General features: G+C 59.8%; 29 protein-coding genes. 12 read left to right on the plus strand and 17 right to left on the minus strand.

Going from position 1 to position 23,927, the window contains the following annotated elements:
- Nucleotides 1–17: 17 nt before the first annotated feature.
- Nucleotides 18–602, minus strand: a complete 585-nt coding sequence (locus J3A98_RS05725; RefSeq protein WP_209964644.1) for a PilZ domain-containing protein — start codon at nt 600–602, stop codon at nt 18–20.
- Between the two features lie 93 nt (nt 603–695).
- Between J3A98_RS05725 and J3A98_RS05730 the strand changes: the two genes are divergently transcribed.
- Genes J3A98_RS05730 through J3A98_RS05740 form a run of 3 tightly spaced genes read left to right on the plus strand, consistent with a single transcriptional unit; the run spans nt 696 to nt 3,939 of the window.
- Nucleotides 696–1,946, plus strand: coding sequence for a lipoprotein-releasing ABC transporter permease subunit (locus tag J3A98_RS05730; protein ID WP_209964645.1), 1,251 nt, complete (start codon nt 696–698; stop codon nt 1,944–1,946).
- A 7-nt stretch (nt 1,947–1,953) separates the two neighbouring features.
- Entirely contained in the window at nt 1,954–2,637 is a 684-nt protein-coding gene (gene lolD, locus J3A98_RS05735; protein WP_172402812.1) for a lipoprotein-releasing ABC transporter ATP-binding protein LolD, read from the plus strand.
- Nucleotides 2,638–2,697: 60 nt separating this feature from the next.
- Entirely contained in the window at nt 2,698–3,939 is a 1,242-nt protein-coding gene (locus J3A98_RS05740) for a lipoprotein-releasing ABC transporter permease subunit (RefSeq protein WP_026031816.1), read from the plus strand.
- Between the two features lie 39 nt (nt 3,940–3,978).
- Here the strand turns inward: J3A98_RS05740 and cinS are convergent, their stop codons facing one another.
- On the minus strand, nt 3,979–5,331 hold the full coding sequence (gene cinS, locus J3A98_RS05745; RefSeq protein ID WP_209964646.1) for a heavy metal sensor histidine kinase: 1,353 nt from the start codon (nt 5,329–5,331) through the stop codon (nt 3,979–3,981).
- Nucleotides 5,328–6,008: a heavy metal response regulator transcription factor gene (gene cinR / locus J3A98_RS05750; protein ID WP_209964647.1), complete on the minus strand. Its 681-nt coding sequence runs from the start codon at nt 6,006–6,008 to the stop codon at nt 5,328–5,330. Before cinR ends, cinS begins: the two co-directional genes overlap by 4 nt.
- A 202-nt stretch (nt 6,009–6,210) precedes the next feature.
- Between cinR and J3A98_RS05755 the strand changes: the two genes are divergently transcribed.
- Nucleotides 6,211–6,720: a cupredoxin family protein gene (locus J3A98_RS05755; protein ID WP_209964648.1), complete on the plus strand. Its 510-nt coding sequence runs from the start codon at nt 6,211–6,213 to the stop codon at nt 6,718–6,720.
- Between the two features lie 68 nt (nt 6,721–6,788).
- The gene (gene queF / locus J3A98_RS05760; protein ID WP_209964649.1) at nt 6,789–7,619 is read left to right on the plus strand and encodes an NADPH-dependent 7-cyano-7-deazaguanine reductase QueF; all 831 of its coding nucleotides are present in this window, start codon (nt 6,789–6,791) and stop codon (nt 7,617–7,619) included.
- Between the two features lie 30 nt (nt 7,620–7,649).
- Here the strand turns inward: queF and J3A98_RS05765 are convergent, their stop codons facing one another.
- Entirely contained in the window at nt 7,650–7,913 is a 264-nt protein-coding gene (locus J3A98_RS05765) for a DUF4404 family protein (protein ID WP_003248815.1), read from the minus strand.
- Nucleotides 7,914–8,035: 122 nt separating this feature from the next.
- Nucleotides 8,036–8,599 carry a phosphonoacetaldehyde phosphonohydrolase-related protein gene (locus J3A98_RS05770; RefSeq protein ID WP_176684865.1) on the minus strand — a complete coding sequence of 188 codons (564 nt, stop codon included), beginning with the start codon at nt 8,597–8,599 and terminating at the stop codon, nt 8,036–8,038.
- A 201-nt stretch (nt 8,600–8,800) separates the two neighbouring features.
- Here J3A98_RS05770 and J3A98_RS05775 point away from each other — a divergent pair, with 201 nt between their 5' ends.
- On the plus strand, nt 8,801–9,508 hold the full coding sequence (locus J3A98_RS05775) for a VacJ family lipoprotein (protein ID WP_176684866.1): 708 nt from the start codon (nt 8,801–8,803) through the stop codon (nt 9,506–9,508).
- Between the two features lie 34 nt (nt 9,509–9,542).
- On the opposite strand, the gene J3A98_RS05780 is transcribed toward J3A98_RS05775, so the two are convergent.
- Nucleotides 9,543–9,842 (minus strand): PilZ domain-containing protein, encoded by a 300-nt coding sequence (locus J3A98_RS05780; RefSeq protein ID WP_209964650.1) that lies wholly within the window; start codon nt 9,840–9,842, stop codon nt 9,543–9,545.
- A 270-nt stretch (nt 9,843–10,112) separates the two neighbouring features.
- Here J3A98_RS05780 and rssB point away from each other — a divergent pair, with 270 nt between their 5' ends.
- Entirely contained in the window at nt 10,113–11,297 is a 1,185-nt protein-coding gene (gene rssB, locus J3A98_RS05785; protein ID WP_176684868.1) for a two-component system response regulator RssB, read from the plus strand.
- Entirely contained in the window at nt 11,294–11,776 is a 483-nt protein-coding gene (gene rssC / locus J3A98_RS05790; RefSeq protein WP_176684869.1) for an anti-sigma factor antagonist RssC, read from the plus strand. The genes rssB and rssC overlap by 4 nt, the downstream gene beginning before the upstream one ends.
- Before the next feature lie 148 nt (nt 11,777–11,924).
- Here the strand turns inward: rssC and J3A98_RS05795 are convergent, their stop codons facing one another.
- From J3A98_RS05795 to dusA, 3 genes are all read right to left on the minus strand, one after another.
- On the minus strand, nt 11,925–13,775 hold the full coding sequence (locus J3A98_RS05795) for an alkaline phosphatase D family protein (RefSeq protein WP_209964651.1): 1,851 nt from the start codon (nt 13,773–13,775) through the stop codon (nt 11,925–11,927).
- Nucleotides 13,776–13,955: 180 nt separating this feature from the next.
- Nucleotides 13,956–14,882: a transaldolase gene (gene tal, locus J3A98_RS05800; protein ID WP_021785403.1), complete on the minus strand. Its 927-nt coding sequence runs from the start codon at nt 14,880–14,882 to the stop codon at nt 13,956–13,958.
- A gap of 156 nt (nt 14,883–15,038) precedes the next feature.
- Nucleotides 15,039–16,049: a tRNA dihydrouridine(20/20a) synthase DusA gene (gene dusA / locus J3A98_RS05805; RefSeq protein WP_003248827.1), complete on the minus strand. Its 1,011-nt coding sequence runs from the start codon at nt 16,047–16,049 to the stop codon at nt 15,039–15,041.
- Between the two features lie 103 nt (nt 16,050–16,152).
- Between dusA and J3A98_RS05810 the strand changes: the two genes are divergently transcribed.
- Both J3A98_RS05810 and J3A98_RS05815 read left to right on the plus strand, forming a co-directional pair.
- Nucleotides 16,153–17,274 carry a site-specific integrase gene (locus J3A98_RS05810; protein ID WP_209964652.1) on the plus strand — a complete coding sequence of 374 codons (1,122 nt, stop codon included), beginning with the start codon at nt 16,153–16,155 and terminating at the stop codon, nt 17,272–17,274.
- 436 nt (nt 17,275–17,710) lie between these two features.
- Nucleotides 17,711–18,391: a hypothetical protein gene (locus J3A98_RS05815; RefSeq protein ID WP_209964653.1), complete on the plus strand. Its 681-nt coding sequence runs from the start codon at nt 17,711–17,713 to the stop codon at nt 18,389–18,391.
- A 293-nt stretch (nt 18,392–18,684) separates the two neighbouring features.
- On the opposite strand, the gene J3A98_RS05820 is transcribed toward J3A98_RS05815, so the two are convergent.
- The 8 genes from J3A98_RS05820 to J3A98_RS05855 form a co-directional block, all read right to left on the minus strand.
- The gene (locus J3A98_RS05820; RefSeq protein WP_209964654.1) at nt 18,685–19,233 is read right to left on the minus strand and encodes a hypothetical protein; all 549 of its coding nucleotides are present in this window, start codon (nt 19,231–19,233) and stop codon (nt 18,685–18,687) included.
- Nucleotides 19,234–20,003: 770 nt separating this feature from the next.
- Complete coding sequence (locus tag J3A98_RS05825; RefSeq protein WP_056806571.1) at nt 20,004–20,267, minus strand: pyocin activator PrtN family protein; 264 nt, start codon at nt 20,265–20,267, stop codon at nt 20,004–20,006.
- A complete protein-coding gene (locus J3A98_RS26800; protein WP_245354936.1) occupies nt 20,264–20,644 on the minus strand; it encodes a hypothetical protein in 381 nt (126 codons plus the stop codon). Before J3A98_RS26800 ends, J3A98_RS05825 begins: the two co-directional genes overlap by 4 nt.
- A complete protein-coding gene (locus tag J3A98_RS05835) occupies nt 20,641–21,138 on the minus strand; it encodes a hypothetical protein (protein WP_209964655.1) in 498 nt (165 codons plus the stop codon). The genes J3A98_RS26800 and J3A98_RS05835 overlap by 4 nt, the downstream gene beginning before the upstream one ends.
- A gap of 85 nt (nt 21,139–21,223) precedes the next feature.
- Nucleotides 21,224–21,472 (minus strand): pyocin activator PrtN family protein, encoded by a 249-nt coding sequence (locus tag J3A98_RS05840; protein ID WP_110740334.1) that lies wholly within the window; start codon nt 21,470–21,472, stop codon nt 21,224–21,226.
- On the minus strand, nt 21,469–21,978 hold the full coding sequence (locus J3A98_RS05845) for a hypothetical protein (RefSeq protein WP_209964657.1): 510 nt from the start codon (nt 21,976–21,978) through the stop codon (nt 21,469–21,471). Before J3A98_RS05845 ends, J3A98_RS05840 begins: the two co-directional genes overlap by 4 nt.
- Nucleotides 21,975–22,145 (minus strand): hypothetical protein, encoded by a 171-nt coding sequence (locus tag J3A98_RS05850; RefSeq protein ID WP_209964659.1) that lies wholly within the window; start codon nt 22,143–22,145, stop codon nt 21,975–21,977. Before J3A98_RS05850 ends, J3A98_RS05845 begins: the two co-directional genes overlap by 4 nt.
- Nucleotides 22,146–22,282: 137 nt before the next feature.
- Entirely contained in the window at nt 22,283–22,987 is a 705-nt protein-coding gene (locus tag J3A98_RS05855; protein ID WP_016485749.1) for a LexA family transcriptional regulator, read from the minus strand.
- A gap of 97 nt (nt 22,988–23,084) precedes the next feature.
- Here J3A98_RS05855 and J3A98_RS05860 point away from each other — a divergent pair, with 97 nt between their 5' ends.
- Both J3A98_RS05860 and J3A98_RS05865 read left to right on the plus strand, forming a co-directional pair.
- A complete protein-coding gene (locus J3A98_RS05860; protein ID WP_209964661.1) occupies nt 23,085–23,309 on the plus strand; it encodes a YdaS family helix-turn-helix protein in 225 nt (74 codons plus the stop codon).
- A 129-nt stretch (nt 23,310–23,438) separates the two neighbouring features.
- Nucleotides 23,439–23,927: a phage regulatory CII family protein gene (locus J3A98_RS05865; protein ID WP_061203477.1), complete on the plus strand. Its 489-nt coding sequence runs from the start codon at nt 23,439–23,441 to the stop codon at nt 23,925–23,927.

Raw genomic sequence — 23,927 nt, forward strand, 5'->3', positions numbered from 1 at the left:
ATCAGGGAAAAATTGGCTCAGGAGGCGGGGTCGTTCAGTTCCAGCTGCTGGCGCCGTTGTTGTTGCTGGCGCTGCAGGATGTAACGGGCCAGCAGTTGTCGTTGGGCGTCGGTCATGTCGATGAACTCGGTGCCGACCTCGAAGCCGCCCTCCGGGCGAGGGTCGCAATGGCTGACTCTGCCGCGCAGCAGCAGGCCATGGGCGCGCGGCATCAGCACCATTTTTACTTTCACCCGGGTACCGGGGGCAATCGGTGTGGCTTGGGCGGATTCGATGCCGCCTTCGGAAATGACCACCGGTAGTGGCTCGCCGACTTCGCCAAGCAGGGTTTGCGCAACCACCGCGCTGAGCAAGTCGAGGCGCTTGCTCTGTGCTCGCAGGAAGGCGGCGAGGGTGCGGTCCTTGTCGCTCAGCTGGCGCAACAGGTGTTGCGACTCGAAGTCGGACAGGTGCAGCTCGCTGAGCAGGTTGAATAACGGCGAATCATCTTGCAACACATCTGGCTCGAGGGCTTCGGCCGCGCTAAGGGGGCTTATTTGAAGTGCGATCCGATCTTCGATGCGGTAGTATTCGCGGCGATCTTCTTCGTCTAATGTCGTCATGGCGAACCCAAGGTAGCGGCGGTGGTCCGAGTGTAAAGCCGCCGTAGGCGCCTCGCCACAAGGACGTTCCCTTTCATCCGAACAAGCCCCGACATGTTCAGACCTCTTTTCGCATTCATCGGCACGCGTTATACCCGTGCCAAACGTCGCAATCACTTCGTCTCGTTCATTTCCCTGACCTCGATGATCGGCCTCGCCCTGGGCGTGGTGGTGATGATCGTGGTGCTGTCGGTGATGAACGGTTTCGACCACGAGATGCGCACCCGCGTGTTGGGCATGATTCCCCATGCCACGCTGGAGAGCGGCCAGCCCATTGCCGACTGGCAGGCCCTTGCCCAACAAGTAAAGCAGAATCCGCAGGTGGTAGCGGTTGCGCCGTTCACCCAGATGCAGGGCCTGCTGACCCATGATGGCAAGGTGCAGAAGGTGCTGCTCAATGGCATCGACCCCGCTCGCGAGCGCGAGGTGTCGATCATCGACAACTTCGTCCAGCAAGGCCGCCTTGACCAGTTGGCACCGGGCGAGTGGGGCATCATGATCGGTGACAAGGCGGCGGCCAAGCTGGGCGTTGCCATCGGCGACAAGCTCACCTTCGTCGCCCCCGAGGTCAGCGTGACTCCTGCCGGCATGTTCCCGCGCATGAAGCGCTTCACCGTGGTCGGCACCTTCCACGTTGGCGCGGGCGAGATCGATGGCTATCTGGGCCTGACCAATATCAGCGACCTGTCCCGCCTGCACCGCTGGAAGCCCGACCAGGTCCAGGGCCTGCGCCTGAAGTTCGACGACCTGTTCCAGGCGCCGCGCGTAGCCTGGAGCATCGCCCAGCAACTGGGCGACCAGGAATTCTATAGCCGTGACTGGACCCGTACCCACGGCAACCTGTACCAGGCGATCCGTATGGAAAAGGCCATGATCGGTCTGCTGTTGCTGCTGATCGTGGCGGTGGCAGCGTTCAACATCATTTCCACCCTGGTGATGGTGGTGAACGACAAGCGCGGCGACATCGCCATCCTGCGTACCCTGGGCGCCACGCCCGGGCAGATCATGCTCATCTTCATGGTTCAGGGCACGGTGATCGGGGTGATCGGTACCCTGATCGGCGCCGTGGTCGGGATTTTCGCGGCGCTGAACGTGAGCGCGGCGATCGCTGGCATCGAGAAACTGATCGGGCACAAGTTCCTCAACGCCGACGTGTACTTCATCGATTACCTGCCGTCGCAGATCCTGGCCCAGGACGTGTACATGGTCTGCGGTGCGGCACTGGTCCTGAGTTTCTTCGCCACCCTGTACCCGGCCTGGCGTGCGGCCCGCACCCAGCCTGCAGAGGCGCTACGTTATGAGTGAGTCGCGCATGAGTGATAAAGCCGTTCTGAGTTGCCGCAACCTGGGCAAGTCCTACGACGAGGGCCCGGAGTCGGTGCAGGTACTGTCCGGGCTCAACCTGGAGCTGCAGGCCGGTGAGCGGGTGGCCATCGTCGGCAGTTCCGGCTCTGGCAAGAGTACCTTGCTCAACCTGCTGGGCGGCCTCGACCGGCCGACCCAAGGCAGCGTATGGCTGGCTGGCGAAGAGCTGTCGGCACTGGGCGAGCGGGCCCGTGGCCTGCTGCGCAACCGTGAGTTGGGCTTTGTCTACCAGTTTCACCACCTGCTGCCGGAATTCACCGCCATCGAGAACGTGTGCATGCCGCTGCTGATCGGCCGAACGCCCATCCCCGAGGCCCGGGAGCGTGCCGAGGCGCTGCTCAAGCGGGTAGGCCTGGGCCACCGCTTGAACCACAAGCCGGCCGAGCTGTCCGGCGGCGAGCGCCAGCGCGTGGCGATTGCCCGGGCGCTGGTCAATCGCCCCGGCCTGGTGATGCTCGACGAGCCGACCGGCAACCTCGACCACCATACCGCCCAAGGCATCCAGGAGCTGATGCAGGAGCTGTCCGGTGCCTCGCGCACGGCATTCCTGGTGGTCACCCACGACCTCAACCTGGCGCGGCAGATGGACCGCGTGTTGAAGCTCGACGATGGCCACCTGGTGGCAATTTGATCGACTGTCGGGGTGGCAAGTGCTGCCCCGTTTTCCTGTTTTCATTGGGTGATTTCGTACATGTTCAGACCCTTGCCCATCTTTATCGGTGCGCGCTACACCCGAGCCAAGCGTCGCAACCACTTCATTTCGTTCATCTCGATGACTTCGATGATCGGCCTGTCGCTGGGCGTGCTGGCGATGATCGTGGTGCTGTCGGTGATGAACGGCTTCCAGCGCGAAATGAGCTCGCGCATTCTCGGGCTGGTGCCGCATGCCGCCATCCTTGGCGTGCAGCCGCTGGACGATTGGCACAAGGTGGCCGATGCAGCCATGAAGAACCCGGCGGTGATGGCAGTGGCGCCGATTACCGAGATGGAAGGCATGCTGTCGTACAAGGGCGCCATGCAGCCGATCCAGGTCGGGGGTATCGACCCGGCCGAGGAGGGCAAGGTTTCCATCGTTGGCCAGCACATCGTCCAAGGCCGCCTGCAGGGCTTGCAACCAGGTGAGTTCGGCGTGGTCATCGGCGAGCTGACCGCACGCCGTTTCCGTCTGAATACCGGCGACAAGCTGACCTTGATCGTGCCGGAAATCAGCAAGGAACCGGGTGGCATCACCCCGCGCATGCAGCGCCTCACCGTGGTTGGCATCTTCAAGGTCGGCGCCGAGCTGGATGGGTCGCAGGCCTATATCCATGTTGCGGATGCCGCCGAGATGCAACGCTGGGCGCCAGGCCAGGTGCAAGGTGTGCGGCTGAAGCTGCACGACCTGTATGCCGCTCCGCAGGTGTCCAAGGCGATTGCTGCCGGGCTTGGTGACGCCTACCGCGCCGATGACTGGTCGCATACCCAGGGCAGCCTGTTCAGCGCCATGAAGATGGAAAAGACCATGATCGGTCTGCTGCTGATGATGATCATCGCGGTGGCGGCGTTCAATATCATCGCCACCCTGGTGATGGTGGTGAACGACAAGGGGCCGGACATTGCCATCCTGCGTACCTTGGGTGCCACGCCGGCGCAGATCATGGGTACGTTCATGGTCCAGGGCAGCCTGATCGGCATTGTCGGCACGCTGATTGGTGGCGTACTGGGCGTGATTGCGGCGTTCAATGTCAGTCAGATTGTCGGTTGGCTGGAGCGGGTGAGCGGGCAGCACATCTTCACGTCGGATGTGTATTTCGTCAGCAGCTTGCCGTCGCAGTTACAGTGGGGGGATGTGGCGATCATCTGCACCGCCGGCCTGGTGATGAGTTTCCTGGCGACCATTTACCCGGCCTACCGGGCGTCGCAGGTGCAGCCGGCGATTGGCCTGGCGGTTTGATGCTTGCCTGAGATCCTGGGGGCGTAAAGCGCCCCAGGGTTACCGATCTTGAGTGAAGTCGATCACGAATCGGGTCCACCCACCCTCGCACTCCGCCCGTATGCGCCCGCCATGGGCCTGCACGATCGACCGGGTAATCGCCAAGCCCAGCCCTGCATGCTCGCTGCTGCCTTCCCGTCGAGCCGGGTCCACCCGGTAGAACCGGTCAAACAGCCGCGGTAGCGCCGCCGGGTCGATAGCCAGCCCGGTATTGGCCACGTTGATCGTCGGTCCCGGCCCCAAGGTTACCTTTATCTGTCCTCCTGCCGGCGTGAAGCGCATGGCGTTGTCCAGCAGGTTGGACAGCGCCCGGCGCAGCATATGCTGGTCACCGAGCAGCACGGCTTCACCCTCGCGCAGCATTTTCACGTCGCTGTCTTCGGCCAGCGGCGCATAGTACTCCAGCAGCGCATCCACCTCGTCATGCAGCGCCAAAGGCGCGTGGCCCGGTACCAGCAGGCCGTGGTCGGCCTTGGCCAGAAACAGCATGTCGTTGATCATCTGCGCCATCCATTGCAGTTCTTCCAGGTTGCCATGCAGCGCCTCGCGGTATTCTTCGAGGCTGCGTGGGCGGGTGAGGGTGACCTGGGTGTGGGTCAGCAGGTTGGACAGCGGCGTACGTAACTCGTGGGCGATATCGGCCGAAAACGCTGACAGGCGCTGGAAGGCATCGTCCAGGCGCTGCAGCATCGCGTTCATGCTGCTGGCCAGTTCGGCCAGTTCTTCGGGCATCTGCGCCACCGGCAGACGGGTGGTGAGGGAGCGCGCTGACACGCTGGCGGCCACCTGGCCCATCTGCCGCAATGGTCGCAGGCCGCTGCGGGCGGCCCAGGCACCCAGTAGTGCGGTGGTTAGCGCCGACAGGCCGACCGTCAGCCATATCAGCCGTTGCATGCCTTGGAGGAAGTGCTGGTGGTGGGTGATGTCGAGGTACAGGGTCAGTCGCGGCGACTGCATGGCGCTCTGCATCAGGGGTACGGACAGGCTGCGGTAGTCGATGCCTGGCGCATGCAGGGTGGCCAGCCCGGTGGCCTGCGCTGCAAGCGGCAGCCCGCTGCGGCTTTCGAACCAGGTAACGCCATTGCTGGCGCTGATACGCAGGGCCAGGTCTGCCTGGTGACTCAGTTCATCGTGCAGGGCAGGCAGGCGGGCCTGGAGTTCATCAGCCGTGCTGACGCCAGCCAGTTGCGTACGGAACAATGACAGGCGCGAGTCCAGCAGTTGTTGGTCGAGCTCGATGAAGTGCTGCTCGCTGGCCCGGCTGAATAACAGGCCGGCGCCCAGCGAGACGGTGGCGGTGCAGGCGGCGAACAGCAGGGCCAGGCGGCTGCCGAGGGAAATCCGGCGCATCACTCGGTGCGCTCTTCAAGTACGTAACCCATGCCGCGTACGGTGTGGATCAGCTTGTTGGGGTGCGGGTCGTCGATCTTCAGGCGCAGGCGGCGGATGGCCACTTCGATCACGTTGGTGTCGCTGTCGAAGTTCATGTCCCATACCTGCGAGGCGATCAGCGATTTTGGCAGCACCTCGCCCTGGCGGCGCAGCAGCAGTTCAAGGAGTGAAAACTCCTTGGCGGTCAGGTCGATGCGCAGCCCGGCACGCTTGGCACGGCGGCGGATCAGGTCCAGACGCAGGTCGGCCAGGCACAGGGTGGTGTCCTGGCTCGGGCTGGTGCCTCGGCGCAGCAGGCTGCGTACCCGGGCCAGCAGTTCGGAAAAGGCGAACGGCTTGACCAGATAATCGTCGGCGCCCAGTTCCAGGCCATGCACACGATCCTCGACGGCGTCGCGGGCGGTCAGGAACAGCACTGGGGTATCCAGGCCAGCCTGGCGCACGGCCTGAAGGATCTGCCAGCCGTCGCGGCCGGGCAGCATCACGTCGAGGATCAGCAGGTCGTGGTCGCCAGTCAGGGCGAGGAACTGGCCGGTCTCGCCATCGGTAGCCAACTCGGTGGCAAAGCCGGCCTCGCTCAGGCCTTGGCTCAGGTACTGGCCGGTGCGGGCCTGGTCTTCGACGATCAGCAGTTTCATGCACTGTCCATAATCTGAAAGTTAGCGTAGCCAATGGGCGTTGTTTTACCCTGCTAGCACAGGAGCAATGTGATGGCTGAAATGATACGTGACGATGTGCCCGCTCGCCCAAGCTGACAAAGTTGTAATGTGCCTGTCAGGTAGCTGCCAGTCGCCCCCGGCTAATGTGGCTTCATCCCGATTGTGTAACCCCGGAGTCATCATGAAACACCTGTTCATTGCCGCCACCCTTGCTTTGGGCAGCCTGCCGGCTTTTGCTGGCCAGGCGCAGACCTTCGCCTTCGGCGAGCCTGCCCCGGCGGCCAAGGCCACCCGTACGGTCAACGTGGTGCTCAAGGACATCGCCTTCGAGCCCAAAAGCCTGCAGGTAAAAGCCGGCGAGACGGTGCGCTTCGTGCTGGTCAACGAGGGCAAACTGCCACACGAATTCAACCTGGGCGACAAGGCCATGCATGCCGAACACCAGAAGGAAATGGTCGCCATGCAAGGCAAGATGTTCACCCAGGCCATGAACCACGAAGGCATGGATCACGGCAAGATGATGAACCACGGTGACGGCCATGGTCACGGGGCTGGCAATACCGTGCTGGTCATGCCCGGCCAGCGCGCCGAGCTGACCTGGACCTTCCGTCAGTCGGCACCCATCGAGTTTGCCTGCAACGTGCCGGGGCATTACCAGGCGGGTATGGTCGGGGCATTGACCATTGAGTGACTGGCCCTGCAAGGCGGGGTGCAAAACCGTTAGACTAGAGGTAAATCCGAACCTCTAGGTCAGTTTCCATGCATCCCGCTGCCGAACATTCCCCGCTGGGCAAGTCCAGCGAATACATCGCCACCTACTCCCCGGAACAGCTGTTCCCGATCCCGCGCACTGCCAAGTGGGCCGAGCTGGGCGTCACTGCACAGACGTTGCCCTGGCAGGGTGTGGATTACTGGAACTGCTTCGAGCTGAGCTGGCTGCTGCCTTCGGGCAAGCCGGTGGTGGCGATCGGCGAGTTCGCCATCCCGGCTGACTCGCCAAACATCATCGAGTCCAAGTCATTCAAGCTGTACCTCAACTCGCTGAACCAGACGGTGTTCGCCTCGCTGGGCGAGTTGCAGGCATGCCTGCAAAAAGACCTGTCCTCCGCTGCCGGCAAGCCGGTGGGGGTGAAGGTTCGCACGTTGGCCGAGGTTGAAGCCCAGGGGGTGGTGGCTTTGCCGGGGCAGTGCATCGATGCACTGGACGTGGCCATCAGCAACTACGAGCAGCCACAGCCAGAGCTGTTGCGCTGCAACCCGGAGCGGATGGTGGAAGAAACCCTGCACAGCCATCTGCTGAAGTCCAACTGCCCGGTCACCGGCCAGCCGGATTGGGGCAGCGTGGTGGTCGAGTACAAGGGGCGGGCACTGGACCACGCCAGCCTGCTGACCTATCTGATCAGCTTCCGCCAACATGCCGACTTCCATGAGCAGTGTGTGGAACGGATTTACCTGGACTTGAAGAATCTGCTGCAGCCGGAGCACCTGACGGTCTATGCGCGCTATGTGCGCCGCGGTGGGCTGGACATCAACCCGTATCGCAGCACCGGGGCGATCAGCCCGGATAACAAGCGCCTGGTTCGGCAGTAATACAGGGGCCGCTTTGCGGCCCCCGTTATTTCAGATCCCCATGCTGTGCAGCGAGTTGGCAATGCTGCGCAGGGTGGCAGTGAGGTCGGGGTGGTCGGCCTCGAAGCGTTCGATCGCCAGGTTCACGCCGTCCACCAGGTTGTTGTCTGGCGTGGCTTCTTCAAGTTTCAGTTGCGCCTCGATCTGGCGCGCCTCTTCGTGCAGGGCAGCCAGCTCTTCTTCCGAAAGCGGTACGTTGCGGTCCAGTTGCTCGCGCAAGCTGTTCAGGCGCTCTTGCAATTCGCGGGCAGGCATTGGTTATTCTCCATCAATGGCTTGGCAAGCCATGGACCTCGGCGACGTGGCAAAGGTTCTGGCCTGTCTTCAGGGTAATCTACCTGCTGCCGATTTGCATGATCCGCGTCAAGGCTGCTGTATCAGGGTTTTTCACCCTTGCGTCGGCGCTGGGCGATGTCCTGCAGGCAGGTGTCCAGCGCTTCCAGATGGTCGATCACCGAGTGCACGCCCAGGCTGAACAGCGCCAGCGTCGCCTTGCTGCGTGCCAGATCCTGCTCTTGCGGGCCCAGGGCTTGCCATTGTGCAGACGTGCGGTCGCATAACGGGCTGCAGGCGGCCAGGCCTATCGTCCACAAGCCGGCGTTAAGGCCAGACTGCAGCAGGCGCGGGTCGCCGCTGACCAATACGCAGCCATCCAGGCGCTCGCTGTCCAGCGCCATCAGTGCCTGCCAGCAAGCGTTTGGCGCTGGCCAGGGCACGCCGTTGACCGCATGCCCTGGCAGCCAGTCGGGCAGCACATGGGCCAGGTGCTCGCTTTGCGTGGTATTGAGGTCATCCAGCCAGATGCACGGCACTTGGCGCTGACGCAGGCTGGCAAGCGTGGCCAGGGCGCCGGGGGCGGGGGAGGGAGCGCCATTGGCGGCCTGCACCAGGCAGCCGCGCAAGCCGAACAGTACAGCAGTGAAGGCAGGCGCAGTGTCCATGGCAACTTCCCCCAAATAGTTCGCAGGCTATGCGTTGATTGTTACCGTCCTGTGACGCCGCCCGCTGTGCAACAGTTGTTCACAAAATATTGAGCAAAAATGTGTAAGGCTGTTTATCAGCCCGCAAGTCTCTATACTGCCGCCTTGATAGCAGCGCGACCTGTTGCGCTTGCGGCCGAGAAATTCGATGGAGAAATATCTATGCGTAGGATCGGTGCCAGTGTGATCGAACGAGTCACCCAGGCCTGTGTCTGCGCCAGCATGCTGCTGGCGCCCGTGGCTGCCACCCAGGCCGCCACCGAGGAAGATCCCTGGGAAGCGGTCAACCGCCCGATCTTCCGCTTCAACGATACCCTCGACACCTATGCCCTCAAACCATTGGCCAAGGGCTACCAGGCGGTCACTCCCCAGTTCCTCGAAGATGGCATCCACAACATCTTTCGCAACCTGGGTGACGTGACCAACCTGGCCAACAACGTGTTGCAACTCAAGCCGCATGCGGCGGGCGTGGATACGGCGCGGTTGATCGTCAACACCACCTTCGGCCTGGGTGGCTTCTTCGATGTGGGTACCAAGATGGGCCTGCAGCGCAACGACGAGGACTTTGGCCAGACCCTGGGCTACTGGGGGGTGCCGAGCGGGCCGTATGTGGTCATCCCGCTGCTGGGCCCAAGCACTGTGCGTGACGGCGTGGCCAAGTACCCGGACACCTACACCAAACCCTATCGCTATATCGACCACGTGCCTACGCGCAACTCGATTTTTGCGCTGGACGTGATCGACACCCGCGCCAGCCTGCTCTCGGCCGAAAAGCTGATTCAGGGTGACAAGTACATCTTCATTCGTAACGCCTACCTGCAGAACCGCGAGTTCAAGGTGAAGGATGGCGAGGTCGAAGACGACTTCTGACTTGTGAACCCGGGGCCGCAACGCGGTCCCTTGTTCAATGCATGGCCAGAATCCTCAGCCCGAATCTCTGCTGCCCGCCCGGCTGGTCGGCGATCCATACCACTTCGGTACTGGCATGCAACCCCTTCAGTGCCGGATGGTCGGAGTCGATCCGTACCTCAATGCGATCACCCACCAGAAAGCGCTGCGGCGCCTGCACCTGCATGCCGCCGCTGGACAGGTCCAGGCACACCGCCGTAATCACCTGGCCTTCGTGCAAAAGGCTGATCTCGGTGTCGATGCGCATACGAATGAAGTCGCGTTTCTCGCTGTGGCTGGAGGGCGTGTGGGGCATGCTGCATCCTTCCCGTCGGGTTGCGCTGGTCGACTTTCTTATAACTCCCGGTGATTTGCCCTGTAAAGAGCAGCGAGGTCGACCCCAGCATGCTTGAAACCCCTGCCGGATGGGAGTACCGTCTGCGCCTTACAAGGTACCTCTGACAGTTGCCGGGCAGGTGTTCTTGTCCTACAACTCAAGTAGAGTGTGACCATTAAGAATCCCCGTAGCTGGCCGTCTGCCTTGCCGACACCGCTGCACCAACCTAAATCGGCGCCGTTCGCCCACATGCAGAAAACCAGTGCAACGCTGCTGATCATCGATGACGACGACGTGGTCCGTGCCAGCCTCGCCGCCTACCTTGAAGACAGTGGTTTCAGCGTCCTCCAGGCCGGTAATGGCCAGCAGGGGCTTCAGGTCTTCGAAGAACACCAGCCCGACCTCGTGATCTGCGATCTGCGCATGCCGCAGATGGGCGGCCTCGAACTGATCCGTCAGGTCAGCGAGCGTGCGCCGCAGTTGCCGGTGATCGTGGTGTCCGGTGCCGGCGTCATGAGTGATGCGGTGGAAGCGTTGCGCCTGGGCGCCGCCGACTACCTCATCAAGCCGCTGGAAGACCTGGCCGTACTCGAGCATTCGGTGCGCCGCGCCCTCGACCGCTCGCGCCTTGTGCTGGAAAACCAGCGCTACCGCGACAAGCTCGAAGCCGCCAACCGCGAACTGGAGGCCAGCCTGCACCTGCTGCAGGAAGACCAGACCGCCGGTCGCCAGGTGCAGATGAACATGTTGCCCGAAAGCCCCTGGGTAGCCGGCGAGTTTGCTTTCGAGCACCAGATCATCCCGTCGCTGTATCTGTCGGGTGACTTTGCCGATTACTTCCGCGTGGACGAACGGCGTATTGCCTTCTACCTCGCCGATGTTTCCGGGCATGGTGCATCATCAGCGTTCGTCACCGTCCTGCTGAAGTTCATGACCACGCGGCTGTTGTTCGAATTCAAGCGTGGCGGCAAGATGCGCGAGTTCAAACCTTCGCAGGTGCTTAGCCATATCAACCGTGGGTTGATCAACTGCAAGCTGGGCAAGCATGTGACCATGGTGGGTGGGGTGATCGACGAAGACACCGGCCTGCTGACCTACGCCGTTGGCGGCCATCTGCCGCTGCCGGTGCTGTACACCCCCGAGCACACCCGCTACCTGGAAGGCCGCGGCCTGCCGGTGGGGCTGTTCGATGAGGCCAGCTACCAGGACCTGGTGGTGGAACTGCCCCCGCAGTTCAGCCTCAGCCTGATGTCCGATGGCATTCTGGACCTTTTGCCGGGTGATACGCTCAAAGATAAAGAAGCCGCCTTGCCGGAGATCGTCAAGGCAGCAGGTGGCAGTCTGGATGGGCTGCGTCAACGATTTGGATTGGCTACGCTTGGGGAGATGCCGGATGATATCGCCCTATTGGTGTTGAGCAGGAACCTTCAATGAGTACCGGTAGAATTCAGTTCGCCGAGCAGAGCGGTACCTTCGTACTGAAATTCGTTGGTGAAGTGCGCCTGACCCTGTGTTCGGCGCTGGATGCGACGATCGAGAAGATTTTCACTGCGCTGAACTTCTCGGCGATTGTCATCGACCTGACTGAAACCGAGAGTATCGACAGCACCACACTGGGCCTGCTGGCGAAGCTGTCGATCCTGTCGCGGCAGAAGGTAGGCCTGCTGCCGACCGTGGTGACTACCAATCCAGACATTTCACGGTTGTTGCAGTCGATGGGCTTCGATCAGGTGTTCAACATCGTCGATCGGCCAATTCCATGCCCCGAATGCCTGACCGACCTGCCGTCGCAGGACCAGAGTGAAGATGTGGTGCGTTCCAAAGTGCTGGAGGCGCACAAGATCCTCATGGGCCTGAATGACTCCAACCGCGAAGCCTTCCATGACCTGGTCAATGCGCTGGAGCGGGGGTGATCTATAGCCTGTGCTGGCCTCTTCGCGGGTAAACCCGCTCCTACGACGGCCTGCGCCCAAACACCAATGTGTGTCCACCCCCAATCAGGTGTAGGAGCGGGTTTACCCGCGAAGAGGCCGGCACAGGCTGTAAAAACTCTGAATCTCACTACTCCCGGTTTCTAAACTCTGTAGCCTCACCCCCGCCCGCATCCAGCTGATACACCCGCGCCGGCCGCCCCTGTTCATCGAAAAACACCTGTCCCAGCCCGGCACCATTCCACAACCGTTCCCCCGCCTTGCTATGGTTCGGCGTGCGCGGCACCACTTCCATCTCCCGCCGCTTGGTAAACCAGTTCAGGGGTGAACGCGGCGCGTACAGCCAGCGGTTGAGCCGGTCGAGCACATCCAGCAAGCGCCGGGGAAACTCGTTCTTGATTCCGCTGCTGGTCACCTGCCACAAGTGCGGGCTGCGCTGGCGGTGGCGAATCAGCACCTCATACACGAACGAGTAATGCACATCCCCCGACAGCACCACGTAGTGCCCCGGTGTGCGCGAGTGGCGGAAAATATTGAGGATGACCTGTGCTGAACCGCGGTGGGCCATCCAGTTCTCGGCATCCACCAGCAGCGGGTAGCCCAGCCAGCTGAACACCTTCTGCACCGTTTCAATCAGCTTCACCCCGAAAATCGGCGCTGGTGAGACGATGACCGCCGAGGGATGATCGAGCAGTGCTTGCTGCAATTCACTCAGCGCTTCCCAGTCCAGCAGGCCGGACGGCTTGGCCAGGCTGCTTTCACTGCGCCAGCGGCGGGTGCGAGTGTCCAGGACCAGCAGCGGTGGCTCGGTAGGCAGGCTGAACTGCCAACCCTGGAAGCGCAGCAGCTCGCCAATCAGCTCATCCTGGTTCTGGCGGGTCAGCGCCTGGCACTGCTTGATCAGCGGATTGCAATCGTCCGGGCTGTTGCCCCAGGCCTGGCAGAGCAGGTAGCCGAGCAAGGCGTTGCCGATGATCCTTCGCGAGAATGGGTGGCCGTAGGCCGTTTCCTCCCACTGCGCCGAGAGGTTCCAGTCGTCGGTGATGTCGTGGTCGTCGAAGATCATCAGGCAGGGCAGGTGGGCCATCACCCGCGCCACCTGACCGAGATTGTCGGCAAACCCCTGGATCAGCGGCAGCTCTTGCCGATATCGGGCTTGATGCTCGTCGCTGAGCCCGCTGGGGATGCCCAGGTCCACCAGCTGCCAAGGCACCGGCGACCACACCAACAGGTACATGGCCATGACTTCGGCCAAGGTCACCAAGTGGTTGTCGGCGTTGCTGGACGAGAAGATCGGCTTGCGCTTGCCGCCGAAGAAACGCTCGCGCAGGGTGTCGTTGCGCTCCAGCGCCGGCAGCAGGTCGGCGCGGTGGTAGTAGCTGGCCGGGTGCTGGTACAGCGCCTGGCTGTCGCCTACCACCGCACCCTCCAGTTGCTCGTCGAACAGGCCCAGGCGCGAGATCAGGCTATGAATGGCGCGCAGCATGGGGCCAGCGACATCGTCGGCGTAAACCTGGTCGCCCGTCATCAATAGCACGGCGGGGCGGTCTTCGGGCCTCTTGCACGCCTGCAGCAGGCGGTCGGCGCACAGCAGGCCATCGGCCGCAGGGTGGTGCGGCTTGCGGCAGGAGCCGTGCAGCAAATGGTCGAGGCGCTCACGCAGCACCAGGCTCGGGCGTGGGTTGCCGGGGTAGAGCAGGTGTGGGGCCCAGTCGGCGATACCCTGGCCGTTGATCAGCAGGTCGTAGTCGAGCAGCTGGTTGCAGGGCAGGGGGCTGGCGAATCGGATGTCCAGCAGGTGAACGTGGGCGTGCCGGCCTATCGGCACCACCTGGCAATCGACTTGGGCCGCGCTTGCCAGGCAGACGAATTCGGGCTGCAGCGGTTGGGTAGTGACCAGCCAGATGGCCAGACGCTGGGGTTCCAGGCGGCGCAGTACCGGGCCAGCGAGTACGAGGGGCAACGGGTTAGGGGAGGTCATCGACAGCTCGGGTGGCTATGGCGGCCTGTTCGTGGGCAAGCCCGCCCTTACATCGATCGGTGTAGGAGCGGGCTTGTCCGCGAGCAGGCCCGAGAATTCAATACACAGCTAAGGCGTGGCAAAACAAAACGGGCGGAAAATACTGAACACTTCCCGCCCGTCGGGCAAACCCGAACTGTATCAGGCCTTTTCAGCCATCAACTTCTCCAGCTTTTCCTGGTCCCGCGCAAACTGGCGGATACCTTCGGCCAGTTTCTCGGTGCCCATGGCGTCTTCGTTCATCGCCCAGCGGAACTGGCTTTCGTTCAGGTGCTGCTTGGCTTCACCGGCGTTGCCCGGTTTCAGCACCTGCGGCAACTCACCTTGGTCATCACTGAGCTGCTGCAGCAGCTCGGGGCTGATGGTCAGGCGGTCGCAGCCGGCCAGTTGTTCGATCTGGCCGATATTGCGGAAGCTGGCGCCCATGACCACGGTGTTGTAACCATTGGCCTTGTAGTAGTTGTAGATGCGCGTGACCGACTGCACGCCCGGGTCCTCGGCGCCCACGTATTCCTGGCCGGTGCTCTTCTTGTACCAGTCGTAGATACGGCCCACGAACGGCGAAATCAAAAACACCCCGGCATCGGCGCAAGCCTGGGCCTGGGCGAAGGAGAACAGCAGGGTCAGGTTGGTCTGGATGCCTTCCTTCTCCAGCTTCTCGGCGGCGCGAATGCCTTCCCAGGTGGAGGCCAGCTTGATCAGCACACGCTCTTTCGGCACTCCGGCCGCCTCGTACAGGGCGATCAGCTGACGAGCCTTGTTCAGCAGGGCTGGCTCATCGAACGACAGGCGTGCATCCACCTCGGTGGAGATACGCCCCGGGATGACCTTGAGAATGCCCGAGCCCACGGCCACCGCAAACTTGTCGCAGGCCAGGTCGACATCACCCTTGGCGTCGGCCTTCACCTGTTTCAGCAGATCGGCGTAACCCGGGATGGCAGCAGCCTTTAACAGCAGCGACGGATTGGTGGTGGCATCGACCGGCTTCAGGCGGGTGATGGCGTCCAGGTCCCCGGTGTCGGCGACCACGGTGGTGAACTGCTTGAGTTGTTCCAGCTTGGAGGTCATGGGCGTGCTCTGTCCTGTGCATTTACTCGACATTACCCGAGCCCCGGCAGCCGCTCAAGGGCCGCCGAAACCCTGCGGACCCGCTGGTCCGCACAGGGCTGTGCGAAAGGTGAAGATTCGAGTCGCAAGCAAGCCCGAGGTTCCCTCCTTCTGAGGTCACCGCCCCTGCAACAACTCCACGGCCTGGTCAAACACCGCCAAGGGTTCAGCCGCCTTGTGAATGTCTGCCGACAGCAACTGGCGGAAGCGCCGCGCCCCTTTGAATCCTTGGGCCAGCCCCAGAATATGCCGGGTAACGTGGTGCATCGCACCGCCACTTTCCATATGCGCCACGATGTAAGGCCGCAGCTGCGCCAATGCCTCGCTACGGCTGACCACCGGCGCATCGCTGCCAAACAGTTGCTGGTCCACCTCGGCCAGCAGATAAGGGTTGTGATACGCCTCGCGCCCCAGCATCACGCCATCGAAGGTTTCAAGGTGCGCCTGGCACTCGTCCAGGGTCTTGATCCCGCCATTGAGCACGATCTCCAGGTCCGGGAAGTCCCTCTTCAACTGCGCTGCGATGTCATAGCGCAGCGGCGGGATCTCGCGGTTCTCTTTCGGCGACAGCCCTTCCAGAATCGCGATGCGGGCATGCACGGTAAAACTCCGGCAGCCGGCCTCACGCACCTGGCCGACGAAATCGCTCAATTCGGCGTAGCTGTCACGGCCGTTGATACCAATGCGGTGCTTCACCGTCACAGGCGTCGATACGGCGTCACGCATGGCCTTCACGCAGTCGGCCACCAGCGCCGGGTGAGCCATCAGGCACGCGCCGATCATGTTGTTCTGCACCCGGTCACTCGGGCAGCCAACGTTGAGGTTGACCTCATCGTAGCCCGCTTCTTCAGCCAGGCGCGCACACGCGGCCAGGTCGGCCGGCACACTGCCACCCAGTTGCAGGGCCAGCGGGTGCTCAGAGGCATCGTGGCGCAGGAAACGGTGGGCGTCGTTGTGCAGCAGGGCACCGGTGGTGACCATTTCGGTGTAGAGCAGGGTTTGCCTGGAGAGCAGGCGCAGGAAGAACCTGCAGTGCCTGTCGGTCCAGTCCATCATCGGTGCAACGCTGAAGCGGCGGGATGGCTCAGGGCGCGTGGTTTGTGGCTTTGAGGCTGATTCTAGGGGCATTCTGGTCTACGCATTTTGTACCATTTTTCGGGGTTTTTGGGCGTTTTTGATGTGACGGTGGTACGATGTACCACCGCCAGCCACGCTTGTACCACCGGAAATCATGGCAACGATTAGAGCAAGGAAAAAGGCCGATGGAACGGTTAGCTATACCGTCCAGATCCGCCTCAAGAAAAAGGGTGTCATAGTCTACCAAGAAGCCCAGACGTTCGCCCGCAAGCAGGCAGCTCAGGCCTGGGCGAAGCGACGAGAGACAGAATTGGCAGAGCCGGGCGCGATCGAGCGGGCCAACCGTGGTGGGCACGCAGTCAAGGACATGATTGATCGCTATCTGGTGGAAGCCGAGAAAGCCCGGCCGCTGGGTAAGACGAAGCGGCAGACCCTCTTGGCTATCAAGAACAGTTACCTCGGGGAAGTGGTCGACTCAGACATATCTCAGCAGGTGCTAGTGGACTATGCCCTCTGGCGTATGAGCCCTGAAGGCGGTGGTATCAAGCCGCAGACAGCCGGCAATGATCTGGCTCACCTTGGGTCAGTGTTGTCGCTGGCCAGGGCAGCGTGGGGGTACGAGATAAACCCCCAGGCTATGCCCGACGCACGGCTTGTCCTGAAGCGTCTAGGCTACAACATGAAAAGCCGTGAGCGGGATCGCCGGCCAACGCTCGAAGAGCTCGACAAGGTGCTTAAGCATTTTTTCGAGATGCTTGGACGGCGTCCGACAGTCATTCACATGCCGAAGGTCGTGGCGTTTGCCATCTTTTCTACGCGTCGTATGGACGAGATTGCTCGCATCATGTGGGAGGATCTGGATGAGCACCGCCAGGCGGTGAAAGTTCGGGACATGAAGAACCCCGGGCAGAAGATCGGCAACGATGTGTGGTGCCATCTGCCGGATGAGGCGTGGGCGATTGTGCAAAGCATGCCTCGTCAGTGCACTGAGATCTTCCCTTACAACACCGACTCTATTGGCACGGCCTGGTCCAGGGCATGCAAGATGGTTGGCGTGGAGGACCTGCATTTTCACGATCTGCGCCACGAAGGTGTGAGCAGGCTGTTCGAAATGGATTGGGATATCCCGCGCGTATCGAGTGTTTCCGGTCATCGTGACTGGAACTCGCTGCGGCGTTACACCCATCTGAGGGGGCGTGGGGATAGATACCTGGAATGGAGTTGGTTAGAGCGGATTACCCAGGCCCCGGTCACCCTAGGCGCCCGGGTTGAGTAATTGGTCGGAGTATGCGCAGAATTGACCATCACTGTACTCGTTTTGACCACCCGGCTGCATCGGGCCTGATTAGCGTTCGATGGGTTGATGGGGACGGAGAAGCCATGATCTGCCCTGTACGTCACACCGCTTTGGGTCGATTCGTCTGTCTGACTTGGCCGCTTTTGACGCGAAGCGGCTAGTGAATACAGGAAGGAACCGACCGAAATGCATAAGCACTTTCCTCTAGCGGCTGAGTTTAATTTTGGCTTTCGAGTTCCAGGTAAGGGAACCGTTGCGCATTCATACGCCAGAAAGAGCGTGACCAGCTTGAATTTATGTGAGAGTCATTGCCAAATAAAAAGAGCAGGGGGTGCAGCTTCTTCAGTCTGATGGCGTATTGCTCAAACTTAAGTACAATGGGAGCTCGAGTGAGCTTAAGGCTGGAGGCGTAAGCATGCCACATACTACCGAAAAATTGACTGCAGATGAGTATGATAAAAAATTTAAAGGCAAACAAGAGAAAGCTCTAGTTCAAGCGCTAGATATCAGAAAGTTTGAGATTGACCTTTACTGGAAGAGGGCAGCGTATTTTTGGACATTCATAGGAGCCACATTTGCTGGCTTTATCGCCGTTCAAGCCTCTAGCGCATCAAATAAGCAAGATTTGGCAGTAATATTGGCAAATCTTGGTTTTGTCTTTTCTTTTGCTTGGTTTTGCGCAAATAAAGGTAGTAAATTTTGGCAGGAAAACTGGGAAAAACATGTAGACGTACTTGAGGATGATGTCATGGGTCCTCTATATAAGGTGGTGCTTTCTCGAAATGTCAGTACCTCGGCTTATGAGAAGGCAGTGGACCTTGTAACAGGGCCATCAAAGATATCGGTCTCTAAAGTAAACCAAATCATTAGCTTGTACGTTTCGATGCTTTGGGTGTGTTTGTACTTCTATTCTTTGCCTGAGTTTTCAATGGGTAAGCCCGTGAATTGGTTTTACGTAACCATATCAACAATAAGCTTGGTGGTGAGTGGGAGCTTTTTGTGCTTTGGGCGCTCCTATGGAGGTGGTTATTATCACTCCGCTGAGATTCGTAAGTCTCGCGTGAAACCTGTAGAAACTGATAAGTTAGGAATTTGAGAGTCGGCCCTCCATAAATACAGTGGAACAGCCGTTTTTGGCCGTTTGCACCCCTCGGTCAAGGGCTGATTCTGATCGAAAGCAGCCAGTCGCGACGGACCGCTATGGAATCAAAGCGGACGTTCGCGGAGGGCAATAAATGCCCAATAGCTGCTGTTCATGGAATGCAGCATGCCCCTCGCCCCTCGCGACGCATGGCTAGTTTACTGGTTGTTATTTTAGGATAGCAACTAAAATAGCCGAGCAAGATAGTGAACCCTTCATGTGAAATTCATGCCCAGTACTAAGTGCTATCATGTAGCAATGTAGTCGGTTCCTACAAGATGCAAGCGAATAACTTGACTATGAGGATCACCCTCCTCATCAAGAGAAATAACTTTCACGGCTATCTCTTGGGGGAGGTCATCCCCCCCGAATGCGAGGACAAAAGATTTTGAGCCATGCCGATTTATGTCTTGTAGTTCAATAGGGCTTCGAAGGATAGAGCCTGTCACTGCAACATTAAATGCCTTGCCGCCGCTATTTGTAACCTTGAACTCGTAGTCCTTAACAGGGTTATGCCCGCCTGTAAAGCTGAGCCTGGTCCGTATCAATTTGAAATTTGGTACTTTTAGCGGATTTTTTTTGCTTGGCGGCTCTGATATTTCTAGTGGCAGATTACTCTTTGTTTGTTTTGGGCTTTCCTCCGTCAGCTTTCGAAGTTTTACTGTTGTGATTATTTTTTTTGCCGTATAAAATATTCCCGTAGTTATTGCTACAATAATCGTAACGCCCAGCCCGCTGAACAATACATCAAACTTTTTCATTATCAAGTTTGCTATTTTATTGAATAGTTCCATCATTGCCTTTCTCGTTCATTGGTTTGCCTTCTAAATTCCGCGAAATTAACAGAGTAGGGCTTCCATCTGGAGTAGCCTATTCTTCCTTCCGCCCCCCATTGTGAGGGATTTTAAAGCAGTGAGCGGGCCATCGAACCGTTCATTTTTTTCCAGAATCTAGTAGACACCGCTTTCTTAAATAGTGGCACACAAAAAGTGGCTTCATTATACCGAATGTAGCCGGCTTTCCTATCCGGTCAGGCCAGCAGCACCTATCCCTCACGGAAGCTGCGGGGGTACGCAGGCTACGGTGTACATGTATGCCGAGTATGCAGGAGGAGAAATTCCCGACTGAGTGTGATAGAAGAATAAAACCGCCCTGGGGGCGGTATATGTGTCCTGCGGGAAGTCAGACTAGACGGGTGACCCCATTGGACATGGCCACGGCCACGCCTCGTTTAGAGAGTTTCCGTTTTTTGTACTCAGCCCATGTAAACACTGCCGTTGCTCAAAGCTCTGCCGCGAGCCACTGGCTGTTTTGTCCGGTTTCTACATAAGTTGGCTGGCTGCAATGGGCGAAAGCGGTCGCTATCACGTAATGGATTTGGGTATTTCTGCCGTTCCGATCCAGCCGGTTCAGGGGGGCGGGTTGATAGCCGCCGATCGTAGGCGGCCATCGAGGCAAGGAGGCTGAAGCGTATTCGACGGGGTGGAGGGGGCGGATGCAGCCAGATGTTCCGTGCGTGCGGTTGACACTGATCATTCAGGGTTCAATCTCCGTATCAGCCTGCCGATCACCTCTTATTCAATTGCGCACACTCTTTGCGCGCAGCATCCCGCTGCTGGTCCAGATAGAGCGCAAGATCGGCAATGTGTATGCCTCGGGCGCTCTTCTGGCTCGGTTCAAGTCGGGTGATGGGCAGCTTGATCTCCCCGGCCAGCACCTTGCGTTGGAATACGAGCGGCGTGAGGTGCGTGAAGTAGTCAGCGCATACCTGTTCGAGCGAGATAATCGCCGTGCCGTTGTACTGCGCCATCAAAACAAAGGCTGTGTTCACGCATGGCCCTCCTGTTCCTGCGAATTCGTCCCTGCGTTGCTGGGCCGAGCGGATTGCTGACCCTCATTGAGCTGACTTAGCACCTGCTTGCTAGCAAGGTTGAACAACTCGTTGGCGGTAACCGGCGCTACGGACTGCTCGAAGTTGCGCACGGCCTCAAACCTAGTTCGATACAGCCCGGCCTGGCCGAGCCAAGCGACGGCGTGATACTCGGCGTCGGACACGGGGCAAGGAGTCGCAAGGCGCTCGCCTTGAGAGCCGAGTTTGCACTTCTTGCAGATGTGATAACCGCCGTCGTAAGGGTCCACTGTTTCCCAGAGATGCTTGTGCGTGGTTATGCGGCCATCAAGGCAGTTTTGTTGGATAACGGTTGTCATGCTGCAGCCTCCGCAGTCGATGCCGTGGCTGGGGTGCTGCGCAGCTGGGCGTGAATGCGCTTGGCGAGCGAATCAACACTGAGTGCCTGTGCTGTAGCCAGGCTCGCCTGCTGATCCGACTTCAAGGCTTTCATGGTGCGATGAGCGAGCTGCAGTGTTTCGCCGACCTTTGTCAGCAGCTCGTAATCGACCCTGGTCACCGGCATGCCGGTGTAGGACATCATCCGCTCCTCGAGCTCGCTGATGGTGAGCTTGAGGTTTGCCACGGTTTTGAGGTGTTTGCGCTGGTCGGCTTCGCGTTGTACGGCGAGTTCTGCCAGTTCTTCGTTCAGCGTTCTGAGCCGCTGGGCATGCGTGGCATTGCGTTCCGCCAAGCCAATTTCCTTGCCTTCTTCATATGCCCGGCGACGGGCTCCAGCGAGCAAGTAGGGCAGGATCGCCAAGACGAAGAGTAGGACGATCCCGGCGCTGAGTGCGTATTGGTAGGGTTGCATGTGCTGTGCTCCGAACTGCCCGCCATCGGTATAAGTGAGAGGTCGACGGCGAGCTGGTTGCCCCTGTAGACCGGGGCCGTCTGGTTCAAGCCGACTGCTTCGTCTCTTCCGCCTGGCGGTCGAGGTACTCGGCCAGGTCGTGGAGGTAGATCACGTGTTGTGCCTTTGCCGAGTTGTGCAGCTTCTTGAGCTTCAACTTGATCTGGCCTTTATTGATCAGCTCCCGGAAGCGGCGGTCAGTCCCGATGTGGGAGAAGTAGTGCTCCCTTACAGCCGTCAACGTGGGGCAGGGCGTGCTCCACTGGCTGCGCAATTGCTCCAGTGTGCTGCTCATGCGCGCTCCCCGAGCCCCTCTTGGGCGGGCCGGAGCTGGGTGCGGATGACTTGAGCGAGGTGCTCTTTGCAAGTGCCGGTGGCGGCTGCGCAGATCTCACCCAGGTCATTGGTCACTACTGCGCCAACCGGTAGCTCAGGGTTGGTGGTAGCAGTGATGTAGGCGATTTGATCGGCGCGGATGACGGTGTTTACGCTGTCTAGCGCCTCCCTCAAGTCGATGTCTTCCTGCGAGAGTTGGCCAGTTTCGGTTCGGCCGTTCGCCACGTCTTGGAGGAAGTCCCGCAGGGCCATGTACTTGGCAGAGTCGCCACGCTTGAGCGTGATTGAGCTAGTGAGCGGGCCAAAGCGAACGCTCAAGCGGTGGGCCTGGCTGTCGTTCTCGACTTCAATCTCCGCGTCCATCGTCGTTTCTGGTCGGCGCAGCGGGCAGGTAGTGGTGCCGCCGTCTTCCAGCGTCTTTTGCAGCAACATCACTCGCTTCAGAGAGAGCGTGTATTCGCTCATGCGGCACCCCCTGCGCATGGCGAGGGGACGGCTTGAACGGTACCGGCCTCGGTGATGACCAGCTGCAAGCCGGTACGGCGCTGGAAGGCCAGGATTTTCTGCAAGCTGCTGCAGGCTGTGGGGTGGATCAGAACCGTTCCCGGTCCTTTGTGCTGTGCTGTTCTCATGGTCCGTGTCCTTTGCGTGAGAGGGTGACACGGGGCGAAATTAGCAAAAGCTAAAATACTCGGCAATAGCAAATGCTAAATATTTTTGGCATAGCAGTACCTGCCTGATGGCCGGTACCTGCGGAAAGAGGTGAGCGTTAGAGCTTTTTAGCGTTCCAGGCGAGCAGCACGCGGGCCTGAATATGCATGCGGTCGATCATCGATAGGTCGATGGTGATGGGAGGATAAATCGGGTTGTCCGAGATCATTCTCAGCTGTCCACCTGTAAGCCGCTGCAGGCGCTTGATGTATAGATCTCCGTCCAGTGTGAAGACGTAGATGGCGTCTGTTTTGACCTCGGTGATTCCTCGGTCAACCAGCAGCGCGTCACCATCTGCAAACGTCCCAGTCATGCTGTCGCCGTTACCAGAGATGATCGCCAGGTTGTCGACCTTAGAGAACGTAAGGCCCTGCATCCTCAGCCAGTCGAGGTGCACGGTCATGTCGCGGATCACTTCAATGTGCATATAGGGGGCTGCCTTGCCATGCCCCATCGATGCCGCAATGTCGAGGTACGGGATCAGGACGAAGTTCTTGTCTTTGGTGGCTCGCGCCGAGAGCTGAACGACGTTATCCGGGGCTTTGTGAGTGGGACCCTCCGGTTGCGGAGAGGTTAGCGTCCCTGCAGTAAGCCCGATCTTGAGCTCTAGATTGAGCGCAGCTTTCTCCCCCAGCTTGCGATGGCCGTTCAATAGTTGCGACAGATACGACGCGTCCAGGTCATGAGCCTCGGCAAATTCCTTCTGGCTCATGGTCCCCATGATCTTGCGGAGGGAGGCGATACGCCTTTCGTTGATATCCATCCGGTGATGATTGCTTTCCGTTAGCAAACAGTAAATTACAAGATGCTATTGTTTTGCTGATTAGCAATTGCTAATCTCGCCGCCAATGGAGGTGTGTATGACGCTTAGCGACTACTTGAAAACGATGGACAAGGAAGGGCTTGCGGCCTTTGCACGCCGCTGCGGGACGTCTGCGGGCCAGCTGAAACAAGTGGCTTATGGGAATCGTCGTGCGAGCGCCGGCTTGGCTGTAAGCCTGGACCGGGAAACGAGCGGAGTGATCCGTTGTGAAGTGATGCGGCCTGATATCGATTGGGCCTACTTGAGAAAAGCCAGAAAGTAAGGTGCTGGACCGGGGCCTCTCACCTCCCCAGTCCAGCGACGACGACGCACAGCACAGCACATCGGTCGTGGTTGTAGGATAGGTCCTACCTGTTCCTGTGACTACACCGTAAATCGAGGTTTTACGGTTATGAGTCGCATCGATCTATTGCCGGGCGCTGGCCCGGTCCTCACCTTGCGGCAGGCGCTTTACCGCGCTGGTCGTGATTATCGCGGTGGTATCACCAAGCTGGCCTTCGACATGGGGCTTGAGGTGGATACCCTGCAGAAGAAGCTTCACCACAACGAAGAGCGTCGCTGGCCCACCCCGGATGAGCTGGAAGAGATCGTGCAGTGGACCGCGGATCCGCGCCTGCTCGACGCCTTGGTCCGTCCGGCAGGAGCCGTGTGGTATCGCCCTGAGCCGGTACCGGCAACGAATGATGCACTGAAGGCGGTCGCCAAGCTCCTTGAGGAGTCGGGTGAGTTCGTAGGTAGTCTGCACGATGGGGCCTCCGATAACGTCTGGACTCCGGCAGAGGTTCTGGACCTGGAGCAACGGGGGATGGATGTTATCCGCCAGGTGCTATCCATCATGGCCGGTGCGCGCCAGGCGATGGAGGATCGTTGCAATGGCTAA

This window comes from Pseudomonas sp. BP6, from assembly GCF_017875935.1.
In the GTDB taxonomy this organism is placed as follows: domain Bacteria; phylum Pseudomonadota; class Gammaproteobacteria; order Pseudomonadales; family Pseudomonadaceae; genus Aquipseudomonas; species Aquipseudomonas putida_Y.